The sequence below is a fragment of the Streptomyces sp. Xyl84 genome (genome assembly GCF_059731885.1).
Window position 1 is genome coordinate 85,130 of record NZ_AP029182.1, and the last position, 19,857, is coordinate 104,986.

A 19,857-nucleotide genomic window follows, 5' to 3' on the forward strand; every position below is an offset into this window, starting at 1 on the left:
GCTCCGCGCCCAGACGCTCACGGACACGGCGAACTCTGCCTGACGCGGCACTGGGTCGTGTCCCGCGACTTCGGTGGCGTACGGGGCCTGCGTTGATTCTCGTAGACTGATGACGTGGCATTCATGAGCACCCCGCACTGCTGCTTCCTGTGACCGGAAGGCGTTGAGGGCGATACCGAACGGCATCGCCCTCCTTGGTGTGCCTGCCGCGTGAACCACGCTCCGGTCGCTGCCCTTTCCTTCCTGATGCAGTGACCCGCTGAGCGCGCGTGCAGGCACGGACTCTTCCCTTCACCCTTGCCAGGAGTGCCTCGTGCCCGTGTCGATTCCCCCTGCCCTCGCACTGTCCCTCGACCTGCTGCGCTGCCCAACGTGCCGCGCGCGTCACCTGCGGCCCGACCGCGGTGCGCTGCGCTGCCCGGTGGGCCACACCTTCGACATCGCCCGCCACGGCTACGCCGGTCTGCTGACGGGCACCCGTCCCACCAGTGGCGACGACACCGCCATGGTCCAGGCCCGGGACCGATTCCTGTCGACCGGCGCCTACGCGCCCATCCGGGAAGTCGGGGCCCGCCTGGCGGCCGACGCCGTGTCCGAGCAGCCCACGGTTTTGGACGTGGGGTGTGGCACGGGCTACTACCTGGCCGGCGTACTCGGCCAGCTGCCCGGCGCCCGCGGTCTGGGTCTGGACACGTCGGTGCGCGCACTGCGATCAGCGGCCCGAGCCCACGACCGAGCCGCCGCGGTGGCCTGGGACGTCTTCCGTCCCCTCCCCCTGATCGACAAGGCGGCCGATGCCGTGCTGAACGTGTTCGCCCCGCGCAACCCGGCCGAGTTCCACCGGGTGCTGCACCCGACCGGCCGGTTGATCGTGATCCGTCCCACCGGGCGGCACCTGGCTGAGCTGCGCGGCCGGTTGCCCGCGATGGTCACGGTCGACCCGGCCAAGGAACAACGCCTGCACCGGGCGCTGGATCCCTTCTTCGAGGCCGCCGTCACCGAACAGGTGGAGTACCCGGCGCACCTGTCGAGGCCGGATGCCCTGGACCTGGTAGCGATGACACCGAGCGCACGCCACGTGAGCCGTGCGGACCTGAGTGATGGCCGGGTCCTGCCTGATCAGGTCACCGTCTCCGTGCTGGCCACCGCCTACCGGCCTCGGTGACCACGAGCGGGCAAGAGCCCGGCTCCTGCCACTGAGGGGCAGCACCTCCACGTCGTACGCCGGACAGCGGCGGCACCTGGTCGGCCGCCGCGGGCCGCGCCGAGGCAGGGGCGGGCGGGACCGCGTGGCGCAGCGGGACAGCCGCCGGGACCGGCGAGGCAGGGACGAGGTCGCGCGGGCGGCGGCGAGCAGCACGGCGGGTGGGCGCCGAGGGACGACCGCGCGGACCAGGGCCGGACGGCCCCCGGGGGCGGAGGCAGGGCAGCGGGCGGCCGGGACGGCGGGCGGGAGCGGGGGCGGCCCGGAACGAGCGCGCGGGACGGATCGGCGCAGCACGGCGGCGAGCCGGGCTCGATGGGCGGATCAGAGAGGTGAGCAGCAACGCCTCCCCCGGCACCCCGACCAAGCGGAGGCTTGGCACTTTTCCGTTGAAACCTGTCACTGGTGCCACTGGGCGATCATTGCGGCAGCCGGTTGACTTCGGAGCGTCCGATGGAAAACGACCCCGAAGGAACCTTCCATGCACATCCAGGTCGTCCTGTTCGACGGCTTCGACCCGCTCGATGCCATCGCCCCCTACGAGGTGCTGTACGCCGGCGGCTCGGCCTCGGACGGCGCTGTGACCGTCGAGCTGGTCACCGCGGAGGGCCCGCGGGAGGTGGTCAGCGGCACCGGAGGACTGGTGCTGCGCGCCGACGGCGCCCTCGACCTGGAGCGCGCGGACATGCTTGTGGTGCCCGGTGCCTCCGGCCGCGTGGGCGAACCCGGTGAGGTCCCGGAAGAAGAGGCAGGCGCCGGCGAGTGGAAGCAGGACGAGTTCATCCCGGTGCTGCTGGGCCGCACGCTGGTCACCGGGCTGCCCGCGCTCCTCAAGCAGGCGATGGACGACCCGGACATCACTGTCGCCACCGTCTGCGGCGGCTCGCTCGTCCTGGCCCTGGCAGGCCTGCTGGAGGGGCGTCATGCCACCACCCACCACATGGGCCTCGACATGCTGGACGCCACCGGTGCCCATGCGGTCCGCGCCCGCATCGTGGACGACGGCGACCTGGTCACCGGCGCCGGCGTCACTTCAGGGCTCGATCTTGGGCTGTACCTGCTGGAGCGTGAGGTGGGCCCCCGCGTCGCGCACGCCGTCGAGGAGCTCTTCGCCCACGAACGGCGCGGCACCGTCTGGCGCGCCCAGGGGCCGACGCCCAGCGCCTTGTGAACCCCGGCCCTTCGCCGACCCTCCGCTCACCATCCCCTCGCACAGGCAGGAAAACCCATCGTCATGTCCGTCGAAGGCACCTGGAACCTGTCCATCTCCACCCCCATCGGCAAGATCGAGGCTGTGGTCGAACTCCGTGACCAGGACGGCGTCCTGACGGGCGTCGCCCACGGAGCCGGCGAGAGCGTACCGCTCGCCGGCATCACCCTCGACGGCGAACGGCTCACCTGGAAGCAGGCCATCACCAAGCCCGTGCGGCTGAACCTGGCGTTCGACGTGACAGTCGACGGCGACACCCTCCAGGGCACCTCCAAGGCCGGCCGCCTTCCGTCCTCGAAGGTCACCGGCGAGCGCCGGACCGCCCCGGAACACCAGGCGTGAGCATACTCCTTCTGTCTCTGCACGTCCTCGCCGCCCTTATCGCCGTCGTCCCGGTCACCGTCGCCGCGAGCATGAGTCCCACGACGCTGCGCCTCGCTCTCGGCGACTTCGCCGACGGCGGCGTCCGCACCACCCTGGGGACCCTGCACCGTAACTCCCGGATCTACGCGGGCATCGGCACAGCGGTCCGGCGGTCCCCCTCTTCGGCCTCGCCACGGCCGCCGGTCCCCGTGTCCTCGGTGACGCCTGGCTGATCGCCTCGATCCGGCTGTCCGCGGCGGCCGCCGACGTACCGGCACCCCTGATCCTGCCCACCCAGGATCCCAGGACCGTTCTCCGGCGAGGCGACGGGCTCCGCCTCGCCGTTGCAAGCTCCCTCGACGCCGGGCCGTTTCGCCATGGTGACCGGCTTCTTCCACCTGCTCTGATCCACCGTCACCGTACTGATGACCATTCGTCCCGGCTCCACCACCGGAGTGTGACCATGCACCTGCGCTCTCCGCGCCATCTGCGCATCGCTGCTCACGCCGAGCTGATCTCCCTGATCGCGATGCTGGCCAACGTGTTCACCGTCCACCTCAAGCCCGTTTCCTCCTTGACGGGCCCCACCCACGGCTGCGCCTACCTGTTCGTCGTGTTCGCGACCTGGCGCCTCCCGCAGGCCCCGGCCGCCGTCAAGGTCCTGGCCCTCGTTCCCGGCGCCGGCGGGCTGCTCGCGCTACGGCGACTCGACCGCGGCGCTGCGGTCCGCGCCCGGGCGGAAGAAGAGGTCATCCCGTCATGAACTTCGTGTCACCGGTGGTCGTCGGCACCATCTACTGCCTGCTGATGTCCCTGATCGAAGAACCGCACCGGCGCCACTTCAACGCGATCATGGTGGGCGGAGCCGGCGCCGCCTATCTGAGCGGGGGCGGATTCGGCCCGTGGGAGCTGCCGTTCGTCGCGCTCATGGCCTACGTCGCCTACCGCGGACTGGAATCCTGGACCTTCATCGGCATCGGCTGGCTGCTCCACACCGCATGGGACGTGGCTCACCACCTCAAGGTCGATCCGATCCTGCCATTCGCCCACGACTCGTCCCTGGCATGTGCCATCTGCGATCCGGTCATCGCCCTGTGGTGCTTCCGCCAAGGGCCTTCCCTGATCGTGTTCGTCCGCCGCTGGTTCAGGCCCAGCCGGGCAGCAGAACACGCCCACGGCCGCGTCTCCAGTCCGTCCTCTCCCGACCGCACCGGCATCTGACCGTCGACCGTCGTCGAGCCGCTCCGGAGAATCATCCTGCAGCCCGCACCGGCCTGCCCCTGAACGCCCCGGTTTCACCCCGTCGAGCCGACGTCAGTCCGGGCGACCGCGCCTCCGGCATCGCTGTCGAAGGCGCGACCTGCCCGGGGTGCGGGTCTGCAGGAGGCGGCAAACCCCGACGGGACACCGGGTGCCGGAAGGTGCGTTCGGCCTACGGCACGCGTACGGCGTCACTGCCGTACAGCTCCCTGGTGAACGCGGAGACATCGGCGCTGCGGTCGGCGCCGTCCAGGTTGTACGTCAGGTAGACGCCGTACCCCTCCGCGACCGTGCGGCGGGCCAGGGCGGCCGCTGTGCTCTTCGAGGTCCCCCCGATCTCGACGGCCGCCGGCGAGAGCTTCGACTTGGGGAGTGCGATGCCGGGGACCTGCCAGGTGCCGTAGTACGGGTTCCATGCGTAGTCGAACATGGACGAGACGTCGACGCCGCCGTAGGACAGGCGCGACGCGGCCGGGCCGATGTTGTAGAGACTGATGATCTTGTCCGGCATGTTCGCGCGCAGCGCCGACACCAGGTACACGAAAGAGCTGGCGTTGGGCTGGCCGGTGCCGTTGTTGCCGTACTCGGCGTACTCGTCGTCGAAGTCGATGCCGTCGAGGCCGTACTTGGCCACAGCGTCCGAGAGTTGTTTCGCGAACGCCGAAGCCGCCTGCCGGGAGGGGAAGTTGGCGAAGCCCGCGCCCTGGTGGTTGCCCAGCACCGAGAGGACGACCTTGATGCCCTTCTGCTGCAACGGCCGTATCTGCGTGGCCGCGTTGTCGAGGACGCGTTGCACGTTCTCGTTGAAGTACAGGGTCCCCGCCTTCGTGCTCGTGTCGTAGTTGATGTTGGCCGCGAAGATCACGGCGATGTCGAAGACGTTGCCGCCGCCGTTGGCGAGGGTGTACTTGCCTACGTTGAGCATGCTGTTGTTGTTCACCTCGACATAGGCCACCGAGGTTGGTCCCTGTTTCGCGGGAGCGGGGGCCGCTGCCGCGCCGGTCGTGCCGGTCGCGCTGAAGGCGAGGGCCGTGACGGCCAAGAGCGCGAGCGCGGCCGTCCGCAGTCTGCTCCGCACCGGAGTGAACATCGTTGATCGGTCTCCCATCGCTTGGAGCGGCGCCCGGCCTGTCCGCAAGCGCCGAGTGCCCCGATCCTTCCGCTCCCGCGACGAAATCCCCAGAACCACGCGAGAGCTCTTCACGACTCCCACACCAACGGAAAACCACGGGGTATCGGCATGTCACAGGGGACGTGACCAAGCCCGTTACCGGTAATTGGTCAAATCCGGCGACAGGGGTCGATGCCGTGTCCGGTGGAGACCACGTCGATCAGTGACGCGCTCGCGGATCGGTGGAGGCTCTGTGCCTCGACTTTCAGCCGCCCGGTTCGGGCTGGTGTTGAGCGGAGTGGTCGCCCTCGTGCTCATGGGGTGAAGTCCAGTTCGGTCTTGTCCTGCTTCGCCCGACGCGAACCGCCGTCCCCCGTGGCCGACGTCGCCCTGGTGGCGCGCGCGGAGGCCGCACGCCGAACGGGCCCGGCACCGTGCCGCCGCAACCGGCATTCGTCACACCGAGATCGTTCCACGACCGAAATCAACATCCTCAAACGATCCCTAGGTCTTAACCATGGGTTCCCAAATTCCAGGGCAGCGCGCTGTTCCTGCCCCGCCAACCGTGACACGCTCCCTCCAGGGCCGTGCGCCCGCACGGTCCAAGGGGGAGGACTCGAAGCCTTGAAAATCCGCCACATCGCCCAGTTGGGCGTCGTCGCATGTCTCGCCTTCGCAGGTGTCACACTCGGGACCACCACCGCATCCGCCGAGGTCTGGGGTGGTGGCTGCCGCGCGTACGTCATGGAGCCGGGCGACGTCGAAATGGACTCCTGCGCCTACGCAGCGGATACCAGCAACAGCTGGAACAGCACGCGCATCTACCCGGCTGTCAGCACCATCGAGCATCAGTGGAACCCTGGTGACCCGGACCAGGTCGATCCGTGCGCACAGCTCATGCGCGTCAACCCCGACGGCTCGTTGACTCAGATCCACGACTTCGTGTGTGGAGGCTGGGTCGGGCCGGGGCAGGGCGGGCCGTCGCAGAACGAGTGGAGCGGTACGGACCGCGCATGGTCTGCCCCGGCCGGCGGCACCTACGTGGTGCAATCCGGATACTGGGCCACCGTCAACGGCCACTACGGCTACTACGGCAACGTGCAGTCTCCCCGCATCTACACCTGACACTCGTGGGTTGTCACGCCGAGTCAATCGCCACGTGCGAGGTTTCCGGCGCGGGACGGGTACGTCGGCGGCGTGGTGGGGGCGCGGTGTCAGGACAGGTCGATCTGCGCGGCGGCCTCTTCCAGGTCCGCGACGGTCCCCGACATGATCGTCCGTACGTGCCGGGTGATGTGCCGCACGGGCCAGTCCCACCACGCGGCGGCGAGGAGCCGGGCGATGTCCGCAGCGTCGTAGCGGGTGCGGATGAGCCGGGCGGGGTTGCCGCCGACGATGCCGTAGTCGGGGACGTCACCGGTGACCACGGCACCGGCGGCGATGATCGCGCCGTGGCCGATGCGTACACCGGGCATGACCGTGGCCCCGTGGCCGAACCACACGTCGTTGCCGACGACCGTGTCGCCCCGGCCGGGCAGGCCGGTGATCAGGTCGAAGTGCTCCGCCCAGGAGCCCCCCATGGTGGGGAACGGAAAGGTCGAGGGGCCGTCCATGCGGTGGTTGGCCCCGTTCATGATGAACCGGGTGCCCGCCCCCAGTGCGCAGTACTTGCCGATGACGAGCCGCTCGGGACCGTAGTGGTACAGGACGTTGCGCGTCTCGAACGCGGTCGGGTCGTCCGGATCGTCGTAGTAGGAGAAGTCACCGGCCTCGATCAGCGGCGACTTCACCAGCGGCTTGAGCAGCACCACGCGCGGGTGCCCGGGCATCGGGTGGAGCACCGTGGGGTCGGCGGGAACGGGCGGCATCGCGGGGGTCCCTCTCTGGTGGCACGCCTAGTGCGACAGATGTCGCGTTAGCATGCTGGCACGACCCTGCCGCCTTGATCAACCGGATACTGACTGCCGATGACAGAACCGCTGGAGACGACCTCGGACCGCCGTCCTGGCGGTCGCACCGCCCGCGTCCGCGCCCAGGTCCTCGACGCCGTGCGCGCGGAACTCGCCGAACGCGGTCACGAAGGACTCACGATGGAGGGTGTCGCGACGCGGGCCGGAGTGCACCGCGCCACGGTCTACCGGCGTTGGCGCGATGTCGGCGGCCTGCTCGTCGACGTCATCGACGCCGCCGGCGAGATCGACTGGCAGCCGCCGGACACCGGCTCCTGCACGACGATCTGACAGCCCTCAACCAGGAGATCCAGGAATCCCTGCTCGTACAGCCCTCGCTCGCCGTCGCCCTGATGGCCGCCTCGTTCCACTCCGAACAGGCCGCGCGGGCCCAGACACGGTTGTGGACGAACCGGTACGCCCAGTGCGAGATCCTCGTCGAGCGCGCCGTCGAGCGCGGTGAACTCCCCGCACGGCACGCGGACGCTCGAAGCCTGCTGATCGCCGCCACGGCGCCCCTCTATCACCAACTGGTGCTCCTGCGCGCCGGTCCGGACCCGCAGCTGCCGCGACGGGCCGCGAAGGCGGCGGTCCTGGCGGCTGCCGCGGGGGCCTTCTCGGTCCGCCGGGAAGAAAGCGCCTGAGCGAGGAGGCGGGGAGGGGACGCAAGCGCGGTCGACAGCGTGGCGGGACCTGGATCACCCTCCGGTGGCCGCCGCCCGCGCTGCGCACGGTGGCCGTCAACATTCTCCTGCGCCGCCACACCACGACGACCCCGGACAGCGGCGGTGCGGCTGAGTCGGCACCGAGGCACCCCGGCAGGCATGCCGAAAGGGGGGGGTGCCCTACCGGTTCAGAGCGCGGCGGGCTCGGCCCGCCCACACGAGTGAGGCGCGGGCGGCCCGGCGTGCCAGAGGTGCGGGGTAGGGGGACCCGGGCCGGGCGGGGGCGGTGCGGGCCCGTGCGGGGGCGGCGCCCTGGCGTCGGCGGCGGTGGTGGACGGAGAAGGCGCCGCCGATGCCGCCGGCGAGGACCAGCAGCTCGGCCGCGTGCTGAAGACCGAGGACGACGTCGTTGGAGGGCGAGCCCTTCAGCTCGGAGTTGTAGAGGTCGCCCTTCCACGGGCCGTACGAGACGACGAAGCCCACCTCGTAGGCGGGAATGAGCGGATCACGGTGGCCTGAGCAGAAGAAGGGGCCCCTTCGCCGCTCCTTGGTGAAAGGGTCCTTCCAGACGACTGTGCACGGGCCCGCCTTCGTCGAGCCGTCGACGACCGCGAGGTCGACCATGGGATCGTCGTCCATCCCCCACTCGCCCGCAAGGCCGAACCCGCCGGCGAGCAGGCCGGTCAGGAGGATCCACCGGAAGCACCCGCGACGGCGGGAGCGACGCACCCGGTGCCCGGCCGCAGGCCCACCGGACGGGCCGGCCCCCGCACCGCTGTCCGTGCCCGCCCCGCCGCCACGCGCCATCCGCGCCCCCGTCCCCGGTGGTCCAATTCCCCTGTGGCCAAGAATAGTTGGCTGGTCCACGGCCGTCAGGACCGGCCTCGGTCACCCTGCTGGCGAGCAGCCTGCCGCCGCCGTGCCGCCGGGTGGCGATCCTCGCGGTCGCGCCGGCATTCTTTTGAAACATCCTGGTCGAGCAGTACGGGGAAAGAGGGCACCTGGGGCAGCGAGGAACCGACCGGCGCCGCGTTCCTGCGGGCAGCGGCATCCCCGCCCCGAGACTGTTTCGTCCATGACGTCTTGATCCACTGCGCCGTGATGTCCACCGCACCTGCCCTTCGCTGAGAGCCTACGGTCAACATTTGCTTGACGTCGCCCGGGTTCCGGGGCAACTACCTGCTGCCAGTTCTCAGCAGCATTCCAGAGGGCCAGGGATCCAGACCGCTCTCCGAAACCGCCTGCAAGCGCTCTCCGATCACACCTGCGCAGCCAGAATGCTGCCGGGCGTGCTCCGCCCGCCGGGCCGGCCCCGAGCCGGCCCGGCGCGGCGGGCGGGCCACGGCGTCCAGCGGGACGAACGCGGGAGCCGCGCTCCGGGAACGGCAGCGTCGCCCCAGCTCAGGGCCGCCCCGGCCGGCTCGGCGCGCGTGATCGGCCGCGAGCTGATGTGCTGGATCGGGTGGGGGCCGTCGTACCCGTTCTCCGGAGAGACAGATGAGTACCTACCGAGTCGCGCAGGTGACCGCCCCGGACGGCGGCTTCGAGCTGGTCGAGCGCAAGGTCCCGCGGCCTGGTCCGGGTCAGGTGCGGATCGCCGTCGAGGCGTGCGGGATCTGCCACAGCGACGCCCTCTTCGTGAGTGGCGGACTACCGGGAGTGTCGTTCCCGGAGGTCCCCGGACACGAGATCGCCGGGCGCCTGGAGGAGCTGGGAGAAGGCGTGGAGGACCGCGGCTGGCGGACCGGCGACCGGGTCGCCGTCGGCTGGTTCGGCGGCAGCTGCGGCCACTGCCGGCCCTGCCGCGGGGGCGACTTCGTGGTCTGCCCGAACCTGAAGGTGCCGGGCTGGGCCTACGACGGCGGCTTCGCCGAGAAGGTGATCGCGCCCGCCGACGCCCTGGCCCGCGTCCCGGACGCGCTGGCCGCGTCCGACGCCGGGCCCATGGCCTGCGCGGGCGTCACCACGTACAACGGGCTGCGGCGCAGCTCCGCCCGGCCGGGCGACCTGGTCGCGGTGCTCGGCCTCGGCGGCCTGGGGCACCTCGGCGTGCAGTACGCGGCGGCCATGGGCTTCGAGACCGTCGGGATCGCCCGCGGCGCCGAGAAGGCCGACTTCGCCAAGCGGCTGGGCGCCCACCACTACGTCGACAGCACCTCCGGGACCCCGGTCGACGAGGCGCTGCGGTCCCTCGGGGGCGCCAGGGTCGTGCTGGCCACCGCCGGCAACTCCGCGGCCATCACCGCCACCGTGGACGGCCTGGCCCCCCGAGGGGAACTCGTGGTCATCGGCGCGGACACCGCGCCGCTCGGCATCAGCCCGGCCCAGCTGCTGATGACCGGCCGCGTCGTGCGCGGCCACCCGTCGGGCACCTCGCAGGACGTGGAGGACACGATGGCCTTCAGCGCCCTGCACGGCATCCGCCCCATGACCGAGACCGTCCCGCTGGACGACGTGGACGGGGCCTACCGCAAGATGCTCTCCGGCGGGGCGCGCTTCCGCATGGTCCTGACCCCCGGCTGACACGGCACCCGGACCGGCGCCGCGGCCCGCCGCGACGAAAGTCGGCGCTGTGCACACCGGTGAGTGCTGGGCAGCGGCCGAGAGCGGCTGCTGCCGGGTGGCCGGGCTGGCAGCAGCCGGTCAAGGCGTTGCGCCGGCAGGTTGCGGCGTGTGCCTACTGCCGCCCGGTACGGCCCTGGGCATCCTGGACCAGTACGCCACCGCCGCACGGTCACTGAAGGCGTGACCTTTCTGCACGCCCGCCGTTGGACACAGCGACGCGTACAGGACGTCTCCTCCCCGTGGACGCGTACGCAGGGGAGGGCCCGGCCGCACCCGGCTGGGCCCTCCCCCGCCCCGCCGCCGCTCCGGTCGCCGCCCGACCGCCCCCGGCGTACAAAGTCCTACTAGCGACGACAGCGGCAACGTGTTCCGCCCCGGCGAGATCGTGCCCGAATCCGGGATCTACGAGTGCGACTGCGGGCAGCGCCACCGGTACAGCACCGACGTGAAAGGGCACCGCTTCCCGCCCCCGCAGGACGGCTGCTCCGGCAGCGGCTGGAAACCGAAGGCGGCCTCGCACCCCAACCCCTGACCCCGCCCCCGGCCGGCAGGCGGCCACCGGCGGCCACCCCGAGCCACCCGGGTGGCCGGGCGGGCGCGGTGGAAGGCGGGGCCCCGTGACGTGGACGCTGCCAGACCCGCTACTCACCACCCCCTTACCCGGCCCTGCTCTGCTCTGCTCTGCCCGCCGGGTGGGCCGCCGAGCCGAAAGGGGACGACTACCGGGCTCAGCTCGCCGTGCACGCAGTCTCCCGATCTCCTGGTCGGGAGGCGCTGTCTGCCCGCCTGTGTCAGGTCCGTGATGAAACCGCATACCAGTTGTGAATATCACGGCCCCCTCCCGTGTTCTTCACCACAGCATTGCTGCAAAGCAACGCAGTCGAGGTGTGTCGATATGGTTGACCGATGTACTGATATGTGGCCCCGCATCCGCCGACAGGAGGGTTGAGCAGCTTCGACATCGGGTCGAGTCGCCTGCGCGTGGGGGGCTTTATGATCGTCGGCGAACTACTGGCTCCGCGTCCGTCCTCTCGTCGTCGACGGCTCTTGGCGACCGCGAACGTGTCCGACTCAGCGGGTCGCGTGACGGTGACGCAGGTGAAGAAGGGTGAACTCCATGGCTCTCGGGCTACTCCGTCGTCGGCGCTCCCGTGGTGCTTCCGGTGCCGGAGCGAGCATCTCGGTCCCCCTGCCGCCCGGCGCCGGAGCGTTCGGCTTCGAGGTCCTCGATCCCATGGGGCAGCCCATGGGCGGAGCCGAGGTCACCGTGACCGCCCGGGACAGCCACCGGGTTGCGACACGTGGCACCACGGATCCCCACGGCTACTTCATAGCGATGCTGCCACCGGGCTCCTACAGCGCGATGGTCGCGGCCGAGGGTCTGTCACCCGCCCGCGAGAACCTCGACATCACCGCGGGGGTGGCCCTGCCCCCGATGCGCGTCGCGCTCCAGACCGTCCGCCAGATGGAACTTCCGACAGCCGGAACCTGGCTGTTCGATCCTCCGCACACCGCGATCCGGTTCATCGCCAAACACGTGGGCATGGCCCATGTCCACGGGCGGTTCACCCGCTTCCAGGGCGGCATCCACGTCGCACCGGACATGGCCGACTCACACGTGTCGGTGCGCATCGACGCCTCCAGCGTCACCACGGGCAACAACACCCGCGACAACCACCTGCGTTCCGCCGACTTCCTCGACGTCGAACGCTACCCGCACATCGACTTCATCAGTACCCGGTTCGCCCACCGCGGCGGCTCCAAGTGGACCCTGCACGGCACACTCACCATGCACGGCACCAGCCGTTCCGTCGGCCTCGACACCACCTACCTCGGGACGGTCAACGGAGGCTACGACCAGGAACTGCGCTGCGCGGCCCTTGCGAAGGCCGAACTCCATCGGGAGGACTTCACCCTCAACTGGCGCTCCATGCTGGCCCGCGGTATCGCCGTCGTCGGTCCGACCGTCCAACTGGAGTTGGACGTACAGGCGATGTACCGCACCCACGACACGCCCACGCCACCGCAGTAGGCCCTCACACGGGGGCGTCTGACGCGGGTGCTGTCCGACAGGGGTGTCACGGTCATTCAGGGGGTGCTGATCGAGGCCGTCCGGCAGCGCACCTCCACATCGCGTCGCAGTTCCTCCGTCGGCCGCGCGCACCCCGGGCGGGACCACCGATCTCGCTGGGCAGCGCCCGGTGACTCCTTGACAGCACAGAGCGATCAGATGGGAATGGGCTCAGGATCATGGGTATCTTCAGCCGACGCCAGACCGCCCTCAGCGAACCGGCCCCCGCCGCCGGCACCGAAGCCTCCGCAGCGGAGGACACACCCGGGGCTGCCACGCTCGACCCGGCACTTCGAGCCTTGACCGGGCGATGGACCATCGACCGCCCGCACAGCCGCATCGGATTCTCCGTCCGGCACGCCATGGTCACGACAGTCCGGGGGGCTTTCACCGACTACGACAGCACGTTGTACTTCGACGGAGCCCGGCCCTCCGAGTCGCGGGCCGACCTCCTCATCCGGGTCGCCAGCGTCGACACGGGCGTGGAACAAAGGGACGCCCACATCATCGGCCCTGACTTCTTCGACGCGCGTCGCTACCCGGAAATGGTCTTCCGCAGCACCTCCACCCTCCACGAGGGCGGAGAGACTTTCCGCATGACCGGGGACCTGACCATCCGCGACGTCACCCGGCCCATCGACCTGCAACTCGACTACCTCGGCTCGGTCCTGGATCCTTTCGGCTACGAACGAGCCGGCTTCGACGGCACGACCACCATCGACCGCACCGAGTGGGGCCTGGTCTACAACCAGCGCCTCAAGACGGGAGGCACCATGGTGAGCGAGAAGGTCCGACTACAGTTCGACATCTCCGCGATCCGGTCGACGTCATAGGCGGCGTCGCAGTACCGACCCGGGGCGATGCCGCGATGCGCCGTCGTCCTTGGAGCTCCTCCAACCGCTTCTCTCAGTGGGGGCGTATGCCATTTCGGCGGCGGACCGAGACGGGTCAGTGAGCGAAGAAGTTGCCCAGGGCGGCGGAGAGCGGGCCGGGGGCTTCCTCGGCCACGTGGTGGCCGGCGTCGATGCCGTGGCCTTGGACGTCATCGGCCCAGTCGCGCCAGATGGTGCGCGGGTCGCCGTACAGGTCCTCCAGGTCGTCCCGAAGCGACCACAGAACCAGGACAGGGCAGTCGATCCGTGCGCCTCGGGCTCGGTCCGCCTCCTCGTGCCGGCGGTCCACGGTGAGCCCGGCACGGTAGTCCTCCAGCATGGCGCGGACGACGTCCGGATTTCTGGTGGCGGCCCGCCACTCGTCATGGTTCTCCTGCCCCATCACCTCTGGGTCGCCGCGGTACCAGGCATCGGGATCGGCGTTGATCACGCGTTCGGGGATCTCCGGCTGGGCGAAGAAGAACCAGTGCCACCACGCGGTGGCGAACCGGGCGTCGGCACGGACCAGGTGCTCGCTGAGAGGCAGGCCGTCCACGAACGCCACCCGGGTCACCGCGGAGGGATGGTCCAGCACCAGCCGGAGCGCCACTGCGACCCCGCGGTCGTGGCCGACGAGCCCGAAGCGCTGGTGCCCGAGCGCCCGCATGACCTCGACCATGTCCCCGGCCACGGCACGCTTGGAGTGTGGGACATGATCAGGAGCCGGCGCCGGGCCGCGCGAGCGCCCGTAGCCGCGCAGGTCGGGGCAGACGACGGTGAAGCCACGCCGCCCCAGGAGGGGAGCGACCCGGTGCCAGGTCGCCGACGTGCGCGGGTGGCCGTGCAACAACAGGAGAGGCGGGCCCTCGCCCCCGTACCGGACGAAGACGGATGCCTCACCGCTGCGCACCGTGCTGGTGGCGAACTCGTCGAACACGACATACCCCTTCCCGTTCCGAGGCCCGTTCCGCGGTACCCCGCCTCCCCGTGTGCCCCGGACGGGGCCCTGGCACCTCCTCTGAACGGTCGAGAAGGCAGAGCGTCCGCCTTGACACGGCCAAGGCCGGTGCTCAGATCGCCCCTCCCGTCCACGTCCCGCCGTAGGGGCTCAAACCCCCGAGCACTGGCCCCGCAAGCGAAATCGGCTTGCTCGCACCTTCGTCCCGTCAGGGAGGCCACTGCACTGGTCCGGCGCCCTGCACACGCGGGTCTTGCCCGTTCCCTCCGGCCCGCTGGGGAGAACTGGGTGCCGGCGCTGTGAGCGGTGTGGGTGGACGGTGTGAACTCACCTGGGGGCGGCGCACGTTGTGCAGATGACAGGATCAACCACCCCCCGTTCCTGGCCCAGGGCGGTGGCCGATGAGCCGCACCGACGCCGTTCCACTCCGGGGCGGCCGGTGCAGGCTCCGCCGGCCCCCCCCGGCCGGACAAGGAGAGTTCATGCGTAGCAAGCAGGGTCCGCGCCGGCGTTCCCTCATGGCGACGGGCGCCGTCGTCCTCGCCACCGGTGCCGCGGTCGTCGCGGCCGGGACCCCGGCCTCCGCGGCCATCAGCAACCACCGCGTCCAGCTGTGCGCCAAGGGTAATTATGACGCCGACATCACCTGGTCGGACGGCGTGCACTCCACAGCGGTCCGCCGCGGGCAGTGCCAGACGTTCGACATCTGGGCACCCGGCGGCTACACCATCGGCGGCTTCTACAACACCGGCGGAGCACACTTCGACATAGCCGGCATCGCCTCGCCCCGAGGCGGCTGGCAGGCCGGCACTCCCGGCCGCAAGTACGGCGCCGAGGGCACCACCAAGGCGCCCCGCATCGTGCGCTGGCAGTAGCGGTTCCCGGGACGCCGGTGCGCCGGTGATCCCTGCACCACGTACGCGGTCCTCCCGTGCTTCCGGCACGGGAGGACCGCGTACTCGACTCTGTCGAGATGCCCCGAGCAGCAGGGCGGCCTGCTGCCCGTTGGTCCGCCGCCTTCCGCCCGGCGCAGAAGGTGAGGTGCCACCCCGTGAGCGTGGCGAAGTCGCCCACGGGATGTGGCCGGCTGGTGAACCGCCAGGCGGGATGCCGATTCGCGGTCCGGGTGCCGGTCATGCCGTCAGACGCCAGAGGGACGTGGTTTCGGCGCTTCGTGCTGCGCGGAGTGGGTCGGTGGCGTCCGTGGCACGTGGGTGTCGGGGTTTGGTGTCGATCTTGTCCACGACGCGGAGGTGGGCTGTCCGGAGGGCGTCGAGCAGTTGCTGACGTGTCCGGAGGCCGAGGTGTTCTGCCAGGTCGGACAGGATGAGCCAGCCTTCGCCGCCTGGCCGGAGGTGGGCGGACAGTCCGGCGAGGAAGCTGTGCAGCATGGTGCTGTCCGGGTCGTAGACGCCTTGTTCGACGGAGTGGGTCGGGTGGGCGGGGAGCCAGGGCGGGTTGCACACGATGAGGTCGGCGCGGCCTTCGGGGAACAGGCCGGGGCCTGAGACCTCGATACGGTCGGTCAGTGCGAGCCGGAGGGCGTTCTCCCTGGCGCAGGCCAGGGCGCGTGGGCTGATGTCGGTGGCCGCGACGCGGTTGATTCCGCGGTGGGCGAGGACCGCGGCGAGGACGCCGGTCCCGGTGCCGAGGTCGAATGCTGTGCTGGTGGCGGGGCGGTTCCGGGTGGCCGGCGGGAGCGGCGTGTGGGCGACCAGGTCGACGTACTCACTTCTGACGGGGGCGAACACGCCGTAGTGGGGGTGGATGCGGGCGCCGAGAGCCGGAACGTCGATTCCTTTCAGGCGCCACTGGTGCGCGCCGATCACTCCCAGCAGTTCGCGCAGAGAGACCGCGATGGGTCCCTTCGAGGGGCCGTAGGCTTCCAGGCACGCCTGGCGGACGTCAGGAGCCCGGCGCAGCGCCAGCCTGTAGTCGTCGCCCAGCAGCACCAGGAGCTTTCCGAGGACCCGGGCGCGGTGACCGGTGGCGCGTCGGTGCAGGTGGAAGGACTCGCTCAGGGAAGTGCCGGGCCTGGGCGTTTTGCGGTCGATGCGGCGGCCCATCGCCTGGAGCAGTTGCCGGCCGTTGTGGAAGTCGCCCTGCCAGAGCAGAGCCGTTCCTTCGCACGCCCGGCGGTAGGCGTCGTTGGCCTTCATCCGGTCGTCGGCGACGACGATCCGCTGGGGAAGAGGGGCGGCGTTCTCGGAATGCCAGCGCGCGGACTGGCGGGTGTGGTTCTCGGTCCAGCGAATGGTGGACACCAGGTACTCCTCGTGGTCGAGCGTGCGGGGGCACGAAGAGCACTTCGACGAGGAGCAGGCTGAACCCACGCCTGTCCATCGGACAGGCGTGCGCGTCGAGGCAGGGGGCCGTTACCGCTCTCGCGTCGAAGCGCGAGAGCGGACGTCCCAGACAACCATGCCGAGCACCAGGTCAACCCTTCTGGAGGAGTGGCAGAAGGCTCGCACAGGTGCTGCTCCGCTGCAAAACGCACCAGTCGGGTCAGTCAGGCCAGGGCAACTGGCTGGGCTCCTCGTCCACTGGCTGGTCCGCGGGTTCTCGTGGGTGAGGCGCCTGTTCATCGTGGTGATGAGTGCCCTGTTCTTCAGGCGGGCTTCGCCGGGGTGACGTCAGGCGGCGCGCTTGACGTGGCGGGCCAGCCACGTCAGCAGGGCGTCGAGTTCGGTGGCGGCCGAGAGGACCCGCTCGACCGCGTCGGGAGTGTGCAGCCACTCCTCGCAGCCGAGGGAACGTGCGGCGATCAGCGAACGGTGGCGCAGCAGGTCCGCTCGGGAGTGGTCTGCCGGATAGCCGCGCGGGGGGCGTTGCATCACGTCCCCGGAGACGTCGTAACCCTTGTGTCGCAGGTCCTCGACGATGGGGGGCAGTTCGCGGCCGCTTCCCTCGGCGGCCACGGCCCTGCGGAACATGTCCACCTGGCCGGGGTCGGGGTACCACCAGGCACCCTGGATCCGCAGGCCGTCCAGGGAGAACCGGAGGCCGATCTCGACTTTGCGGCCGAGCCGGATCACCGCGCCCTGGTGCTGCCACCACCAGGAGCCGGTGCGGTAGTGCCACACGGAGAAGTCCTCGTACCGGGGGTCGGAGTCCGCGATCTCGTTGAGCAGGGCGATCATCGGCTGCCGGACCAGGCGTTCGCGGTCGGCTCGGCAGCGCTCCCTTGTCGCGTGGGTCGGTTCGCCCTGGAGCTGCCACAACACGTCCATGGCCTGCTCCGGCCAGCCGGTGAACTCTCCACGCATGCACGGAGGATAGCTCAGCCATGGCCCGGGTGACCGGAGCGGGAGACGAACAGGAGACGGCCCCCGGGAGGGGGGTGGGTGGCTCGGCTCGGAGGCGATCGTGCCGACGAATCCTCGCCGGTTTCGAGATCGACGTGCTCGAAGTCTGCGAGCCCTCCCCGGTCTACGGAGAGTCGGACCATGCGCTGAGGGTCCGGGGCACGGCGCTCCTGCGGACCACGCTCTTGGAGCACGCTGTGCAGCGCGACTCGCGCACCGTAGTGACCTCACCTCCCGTCAGGGGGCGAAGACGAGGACAGACGCTGCCCCCAGAAGTGAACGAAGCCGGCGCCGAAGGCCTGCCGTGCCCGATAATGGCGTGGTGATCAACAGGCGGCGTCTGCGCGTGGTACTGGCCGAGGACTCCGTCGTTCTCCGGGACGGCATGGTCGAACTGCTCGGCGCCCGCGGATGTGAGGTGGTGGCCACGGCCGGAACGGCGCCCGAGCTGCTCGCCGCGGTGGCCGAGCACCGGCCCGACGTGGCCGTGGTGGACATCCGGATGCCCCCCACACAGACCGATGAGGGCATCCGCGCCGCCGTGGAGATCCGCGCGAGGACGCCCGAGGTCGGCATCATGGTCTTCTCCCAGCACGTCGAGACCACCTGGGCCTCCCGGCTGCTGGCGGACGGCGCGGCGGGCATCGGGTACCTCCTGAAGGAACGCGTCGCCCGGACTTCCGAGTTCGTGGACGCGCTGTACCGGGTCGCCGACGGGGGCACGGCACTCGACGCGGAGATCGTCACCCAGCTGATGCGTGGTGGACGGCGCAGCCGGGTGGACGCCCTGACGCCGCGCGAGCGCGAGGTGCTGGAGCTGATGGCACAAGGGCACTCCAACCGCTCCATCGCCGCGCTGCTGGTGGTGTCGGAGCGGGCGGTGGAGAAACACGTGGCCGCTGTCTTCACCAAGTTCGGCCTACGGGCGACGGACACCGACAACCGCCGGGTGAAGGCCGTACTCACCTATCTGGCGGAGAACGGGAGTCAGCGGGCCGTCACAGACGCGTCGGCAGCTCGGCGGTGATGACCGTCGGTCCGCCGGGCGGGCTGTCGATCCGCAGAGCACCGTCCACCGCCGCGAGGCGTTCGGCCAGCCCCGTCAGGCCGGTGCCGACGCCGAGCGCCGCACCGCCGCGGCCGTCGTCGCGCACGGACAGGCGGACTCGGCCTTCGGCCACGCGCGCCTCGAGTTCGGCCGAGCGGGCATCGCTGTGCTTGGCAACGTTGGTGAGCAGCTCGGCGGCGCAGAAGTAGAGGGCCCGTTCGACCACAGGGTCCGGTCGTTCCGGCAGGTTCAGGCGGAGGGTGACCGGCACGGGCGAGGTGGCGGTAAGCCCTGGCAAGGCCTCGCCGAGGCCGCCGTCCAGCGCCACCGGATGAATGCCTCGGGTGAGCCGCCGCAGCTCGGTGACGGTGTCGTCGGTCTGGCTGCGGGCGCGGTCCACCAGGGTGCGCAGCCGGACGAGGTCCGGGCCGGAGTCGGGAGCGAGCGCGTCTTCGGCCAGCGAGAGGGTGATGGCCAGGGCGACCAGCCGAGCCTGGGTGCCGTCGTGCAGGTCACGCTCCAGGCGGCGGAGCTCGTCGGTGTTCTGCGCGAGAAGGGTGGCGCGGGCGGTCTCCAGCTCCCGGACGCGCCGCTGGGCACGGACCGGGCCGAGCAGCAGCCGGGCGAGCCGCCGGTTCACTCCGCTCAGCGCCCGGAGCGCGCTGGGCACTGCGGAAAGGATCAGCAGCCCGAGTGGTATGGACGTGGCGTCCAGCCAGGTGGCGTGCCGCGGGCCCGGTTCCAGCAGGCGTTCCCAGAGCGGGAAGCCGATCAGCCAGCCGCAGCCGAGGGGAAGCGCCACGGCGACGGCGAACCCGAGCACGCCGAGCGGCAACCGCAGCACCAGATAGAGCAGCGACCGCCAAGCGATCGGGTCGGTCAGGACGACACGGCCATGGGCGACCACGCCCACCGGGCGGGGCAGCCTGGCGGGCGCCTCGACGTGTTCGCCGAGCAGCCGGCCGACCAGTTGGCGGTGCAGCGCGCCGAGACCACGCGCACCCATCAACGCGGCGGCCACGAACGGCAGGCCGAATACGGTGAGCGAGAGCAGCGTCCCCGCGTAAAGGACAGCGAGTGCGTAGGCCCCGCAGAACAGGGCGAGCGGCAGTCCGACAACGGCGAAGGCCCATTCGCCGCCCCGGACGGAGAGGTATCGCCGCTGCTCAGCTCCGGTCGGCCCCGGGGATCTGAGCAGGCCCGCCCGAGGCGGGCGGCGCGCCCGCCACCGTTGCCGGATGGGCGCCTGTTCGCAGGCCGTACCGTCGGCAGCCGG

The 19,857-nt window shown here is 70.7% G+C and carries 20 protein-coding genes and 1 pseudogene; 14 read left to right on the forward strand and 7 right to left on the reverse strand.

Going from position 1 to position 19,857, the window contains the following annotated elements:
• The first annotated feature begins 313 nt into the window (after positions 1 to 313).
• The 6 genes from AC6I72_RS00380 to AC6I72_RS00405 all read left to right on the forward strand — a co-directional run bounded on the left by AC6I72_RS00380 (position 314) and on the right by AC6I72_RS00405 (position 3,998).
• Positions 314 to 1,165 (forward strand): methyltransferase domain-containing protein, encoded by an 852-nt coding sequence (locus AC6I72_RS00380; RefSeq protein WP_497998517.1) that lies wholly within the window; start codon positions 314 to 316, stop codon positions 1,163 to 1,165.
• A gap of 520 nt (positions 1,166 to 1,685) precedes the next feature.
• Entirely contained in the window at positions 1,686 to 2,375 is a 690-nt protein-coding gene (locus AC6I72_RS00385; RefSeq protein ID WP_497998518.1) for a DJ-1/PfpI family protein, read from the forward strand.
• Between the two features lie 63 nt (positions 2,376 to 2,438).
• Positions 2,439 to 2,756, forward strand: coding sequence for a hypothetical protein (locus AC6I72_RS00390; protein ID WP_497998519.1), 318 nt, complete (start codon positions 2,439 to 2,441; stop codon positions 2,754 to 2,756).
• Entirely contained in the window at positions 2,753 to 3,010 is a 258-nt protein-coding gene (locus tag AC6I72_RS00395; RefSeq protein ID WP_497998520.1) for a hypothetical protein, read from the forward strand. Before AC6I72_RS00390 ends, AC6I72_RS00395 begins: the two co-directional genes overlap by 4 nt.
• 230 nt (positions 3,011 to 3,240) lie before the next feature.
• The gene (locus tag AC6I72_RS00400; RefSeq protein WP_497998522.1) at positions 3,241 to 3,540 is read left to right on the forward strand and encodes a DUF3817 domain-containing protein; all 300 of its coding nucleotides are present in this window, start codon (positions 3,241 to 3,243) and stop codon (positions 3,538 to 3,540) included.
• Entirely contained in the window at positions 3,537 to 3,998 is a 462-nt protein-coding gene (locus AC6I72_RS00405) for a DUF6010 family protein (protein WP_497998523.1), read from the forward strand. Before AC6I72_RS00400 ends, AC6I72_RS00405 begins: the two co-directional genes overlap by 4 nt.
• A 211-nt stretch (positions 3,999 to 4,209) precedes the next feature.
• Here AC6I72_RS00405 and AC6I72_RS00410 read toward each other — a convergent pair whose 3' ends face one another.
• Positions 4,210 to 5,127 carry an endo-beta-N-acetylglucosaminidase H gene (locus AC6I72_RS00410; protein WP_497998524.1) on the reverse strand — a complete coding sequence of 306 codons (918 nt, stop codon included), beginning with the start codon at positions 5,125 to 5,127 and terminating at the stop codon, positions 4,210 to 4,212.
• A 645-nt stretch (positions 5,128 to 5,772) separates the two neighbouring features.
• Here AC6I72_RS00410 and AC6I72_RS00415 point away from each other — a divergent pair.
• Positions 5,773 to 6,273, forward strand: a complete 501-nt coding sequence (locus AC6I72_RS00415; protein WP_497998526.1) for a hypothetical protein — start codon at positions 5,773 to 5,775, stop codon at positions 6,271 to 6,273.
• Between the two features lie 89 nt (positions 6,274 to 6,362).
• Here AC6I72_RS00415 and AC6I72_RS00420 read toward each other — a convergent pair whose 3' ends face one another.
• Complete coding sequence (locus tag AC6I72_RS00420) at positions 6,363 to 7,016, reverse strand: CatB-related O-acetyltransferase (RefSeq protein ID WP_497998527.1); 654 nt, start codon at positions 7,014 to 7,016, stop codon at positions 6,363 to 6,365.
• A gap of 99 nt (positions 7,017 to 7,115) precedes the next feature.
• Here AC6I72_RS00420 and AC6I72_RS00425 point away from each other — a divergent pair.
• A pseudogene (locus AC6I72_RS00425) lies at positions 7,116 to 7,741 on the forward strand (TetR/AcrR family transcriptional regulator).
• A 201-nt stretch (positions 7,742 to 7,942) separates the two neighbouring features.
• Here AC6I72_RS00425 and AC6I72_RS00430 read toward each other — a convergent pair.
• The gene (locus tag AC6I72_RS00430; protein WP_497998528.1) at positions 7,943 to 8,401 is read right to left on the reverse strand and encodes a hypothetical protein; all 459 of its coding nucleotides are present in this window, start codon (positions 8,399 to 8,401) and stop codon (positions 7,943 to 7,945) included.
• An 858-nt stretch (positions 8,402 to 9,259) separates the two neighbouring features.
• Between AC6I72_RS00430 and AC6I72_RS00435 the strand changes: the two genes are divergently transcribed.
• The 4 genes from AC6I72_RS00435 (at position 9,260) to AC6I72_RS00450 (ending at position 13,231) form a co-directional block, all read left to right on the forward strand.
• Positions 9,260 to 10,285: an alcohol dehydrogenase gene (locus AC6I72_RS00435; protein ID WP_497998529.1), complete on the forward strand. Its 1,026-nt coding sequence runs from the start codon at positions 9,260 to 9,262 to the stop codon at positions 10,283 to 10,285.
• Positions 10,286 to 10,691: 406 nt separating this feature from the next.
• A complete protein-coding gene (locus AC6I72_RS00440; RefSeq protein WP_497998531.1) occupies positions 10,692 to 10,859 on the forward strand; it encodes a hypothetical protein in 168 nt (55 codons plus the stop codon).
• A 585-nt stretch (positions 10,860 to 11,444) separates the two neighbouring features.
• Positions 11,445 to 12,359, forward strand: a complete 915-nt coding sequence (locus AC6I72_RS00445) for a YceI family protein (RefSeq protein ID WP_497998532.1) — start codon at positions 11,445 to 11,447, stop codon at positions 12,357 to 12,359.
• 218 nt (positions 12,360 to 12,577) lie between these two features.
• Positions 12,578 to 13,231, forward strand: coding sequence for a YceI family protein (locus AC6I72_RS00450; RefSeq protein ID WP_497998534.1), 654 nt, complete (start codon positions 12,578 to 12,580; stop codon positions 13,229 to 13,231).
• A 115-nt stretch (positions 13,232 to 13,346) separates the two neighbouring features.
• On the opposite strand, the gene AC6I72_RS00455 is transcribed toward AC6I72_RS00450, so the two are convergent.
• Positions 13,347 to 14,207, reverse strand: coding sequence for an alpha/beta fold hydrolase (locus AC6I72_RS00455; RefSeq protein ID WP_497998535.1), 861 nt, complete (start codon positions 14,205 to 14,207; stop codon positions 13,347 to 13,349).
• A 503-nt stretch (positions 14,208 to 14,710) separates the two neighbouring features.
• Between AC6I72_RS00455 and AC6I72_RS00460 the strand changes: the two genes are divergently transcribed.
• Positions 14,711 to 15,103, forward strand: coding sequence for a hypothetical protein (locus AC6I72_RS00460; protein ID WP_497998536.1), 393 nt, complete (start codon positions 14,711 to 14,713; stop codon positions 15,101 to 15,103).
• 258 nt (positions 15,104 to 15,361) lie between these two features.
• Here AC6I72_RS00460 and AC6I72_RS00465 read toward each other — a convergent pair whose 3' ends face one another.
• Positions 15,362 to 16,492, reverse strand: a complete 1,131-nt coding sequence (locus AC6I72_RS00465) for a methyltransferase (protein WP_497998537.1) — start codon at positions 16,490 to 16,492, stop codon at positions 15,362 to 15,364.
• 369 nt (positions 16,493 to 16,861) lie between these two features.
• Positions 16,862 to 17,494: a DUF2461 family protein gene (locus AC6I72_RS00470; protein ID WP_497998538.1), complete on the reverse strand. Its 633-nt coding sequence runs from the start codon at positions 17,492 to 17,494 to the stop codon at positions 16,862 to 16,864.
• Between the two features lie 364 nt (positions 17,495 to 17,858).
• Here AC6I72_RS00470 and AC6I72_RS00475 point away from each other — a divergent pair, with 364 nt between their 5' ends.
• The gene (locus tag AC6I72_RS00475) at positions 17,859 to 18,560 is read left to right on the forward strand and encodes a response regulator transcription factor (protein WP_498004537.1); all 702 of its coding nucleotides are present in this window, start codon (positions 17,859 to 17,861) and stop codon (positions 18,558 to 18,560) included.
• On the opposite strand, the gene AC6I72_RS00480 is transcribed toward AC6I72_RS00475, so the two are convergent.
• Entirely contained in the window at positions 18,532 to 19,779 is a 1,248-nt protein-coding gene (locus AC6I72_RS00480; RefSeq protein WP_498004538.1) for a sensor histidine kinase, read from the reverse strand. The genes AC6I72_RS00475 and AC6I72_RS00480 overlap by 29 nt on opposite strands.
• Positions 19,780 to 19,857 lie beyond the last annotated feature (78 nt).

What these genes read in the sequence shown, in the direction of transcription:
- AC6I72_RS00430 (WP_497998528.1), bottom strand. Translation starts at nt 8,401, where the DNA reads ATGGACGACGATCCCATGGTCGACCTCGCGGTCGTCGACGGCTCGACG.
- AC6I72_RS00405 (WP_497998523.1), top strand. Translation starts at nt 3,537, where the DNA reads ATGAACTTCGTGTCACCGGTGGTCGTCGGCACCATCTACTGCCTGCTG.
- AC6I72_RS00435 (WP_497998529.1), top strand. Translation starts at nt 9,260, where the DNA reads ATGAGTACCTACCGAGTCGCGCAGGTGACCGCCCCGGACGGCGGCTTC.
- AC6I72_RS00410 (WP_497998524.1), bottom strand. Translation starts at nt 5,127, where the DNA reads ATGTTCACTCCGGTGCGGAGCAGACTGCGGACGGCCGCGCTCGCGCTC.
- AC6I72_RS00390 (WP_497998519.1), top strand. Translation starts at nt 2,439, where the DNA reads ATGTCCGTCGAAGGCACCTGGAACCTGTCCATCTCCACCCCCATCGGC.
- AC6I72_RS00420 (WP_497998527.1), bottom strand. Translation starts at nt 7,016, where the DNA reads ATGCCGCCCGTTCCCGCCGACCCCACGGTGCTCCACCCGATGCCCGGG.
- AC6I72_RS00385 (WP_497998518.1), top strand. Translation starts at nt 1,686, where the DNA reads ATGCACATCCAGGTCGTCCTGTTCGACGGCTTCGACCCGCTCGATGCC.
- AC6I72_RS00470 (WP_497998538.1), bottom strand. Translation starts at nt 17,494, where the DNA reads ATGCGTGGAGAGTTCACCGGCTGGCCGGAGCAGGCCATGGACGTGTTG.
- AC6I72_RS00400 (WP_497998522.1), top strand. Translation starts at nt 3,241, where the DNA reads ATGCACCTGCGCTCTCCGCGCCATCTGCGCATCGCTGCTCACGCCGAG.
- AC6I72_RS00460 (WP_497998536.1), top strand. Translation starts at nt 14,711, where the DNA reads ATGCGTAGCAAGCAGGGTCCGCGCCGGCGTTCCCTCATGGCGACGGGC.
- AC6I72_RS00450 (WP_497998534.1), top strand. Translation starts at nt 12,578, where the DNA reads ATGGGTATCTTCAGCCGACGCCAGACCGCCCTCAGCGAACCGGCCCCC.
- AC6I72_RS00445 (WP_497998532.1), top strand. Translation starts at nt 11,445, where the DNA reads ATGGCTCTCGGGCTACTCCGTCGTCGGCGCTCCCGTGGTGCTTCCGGT.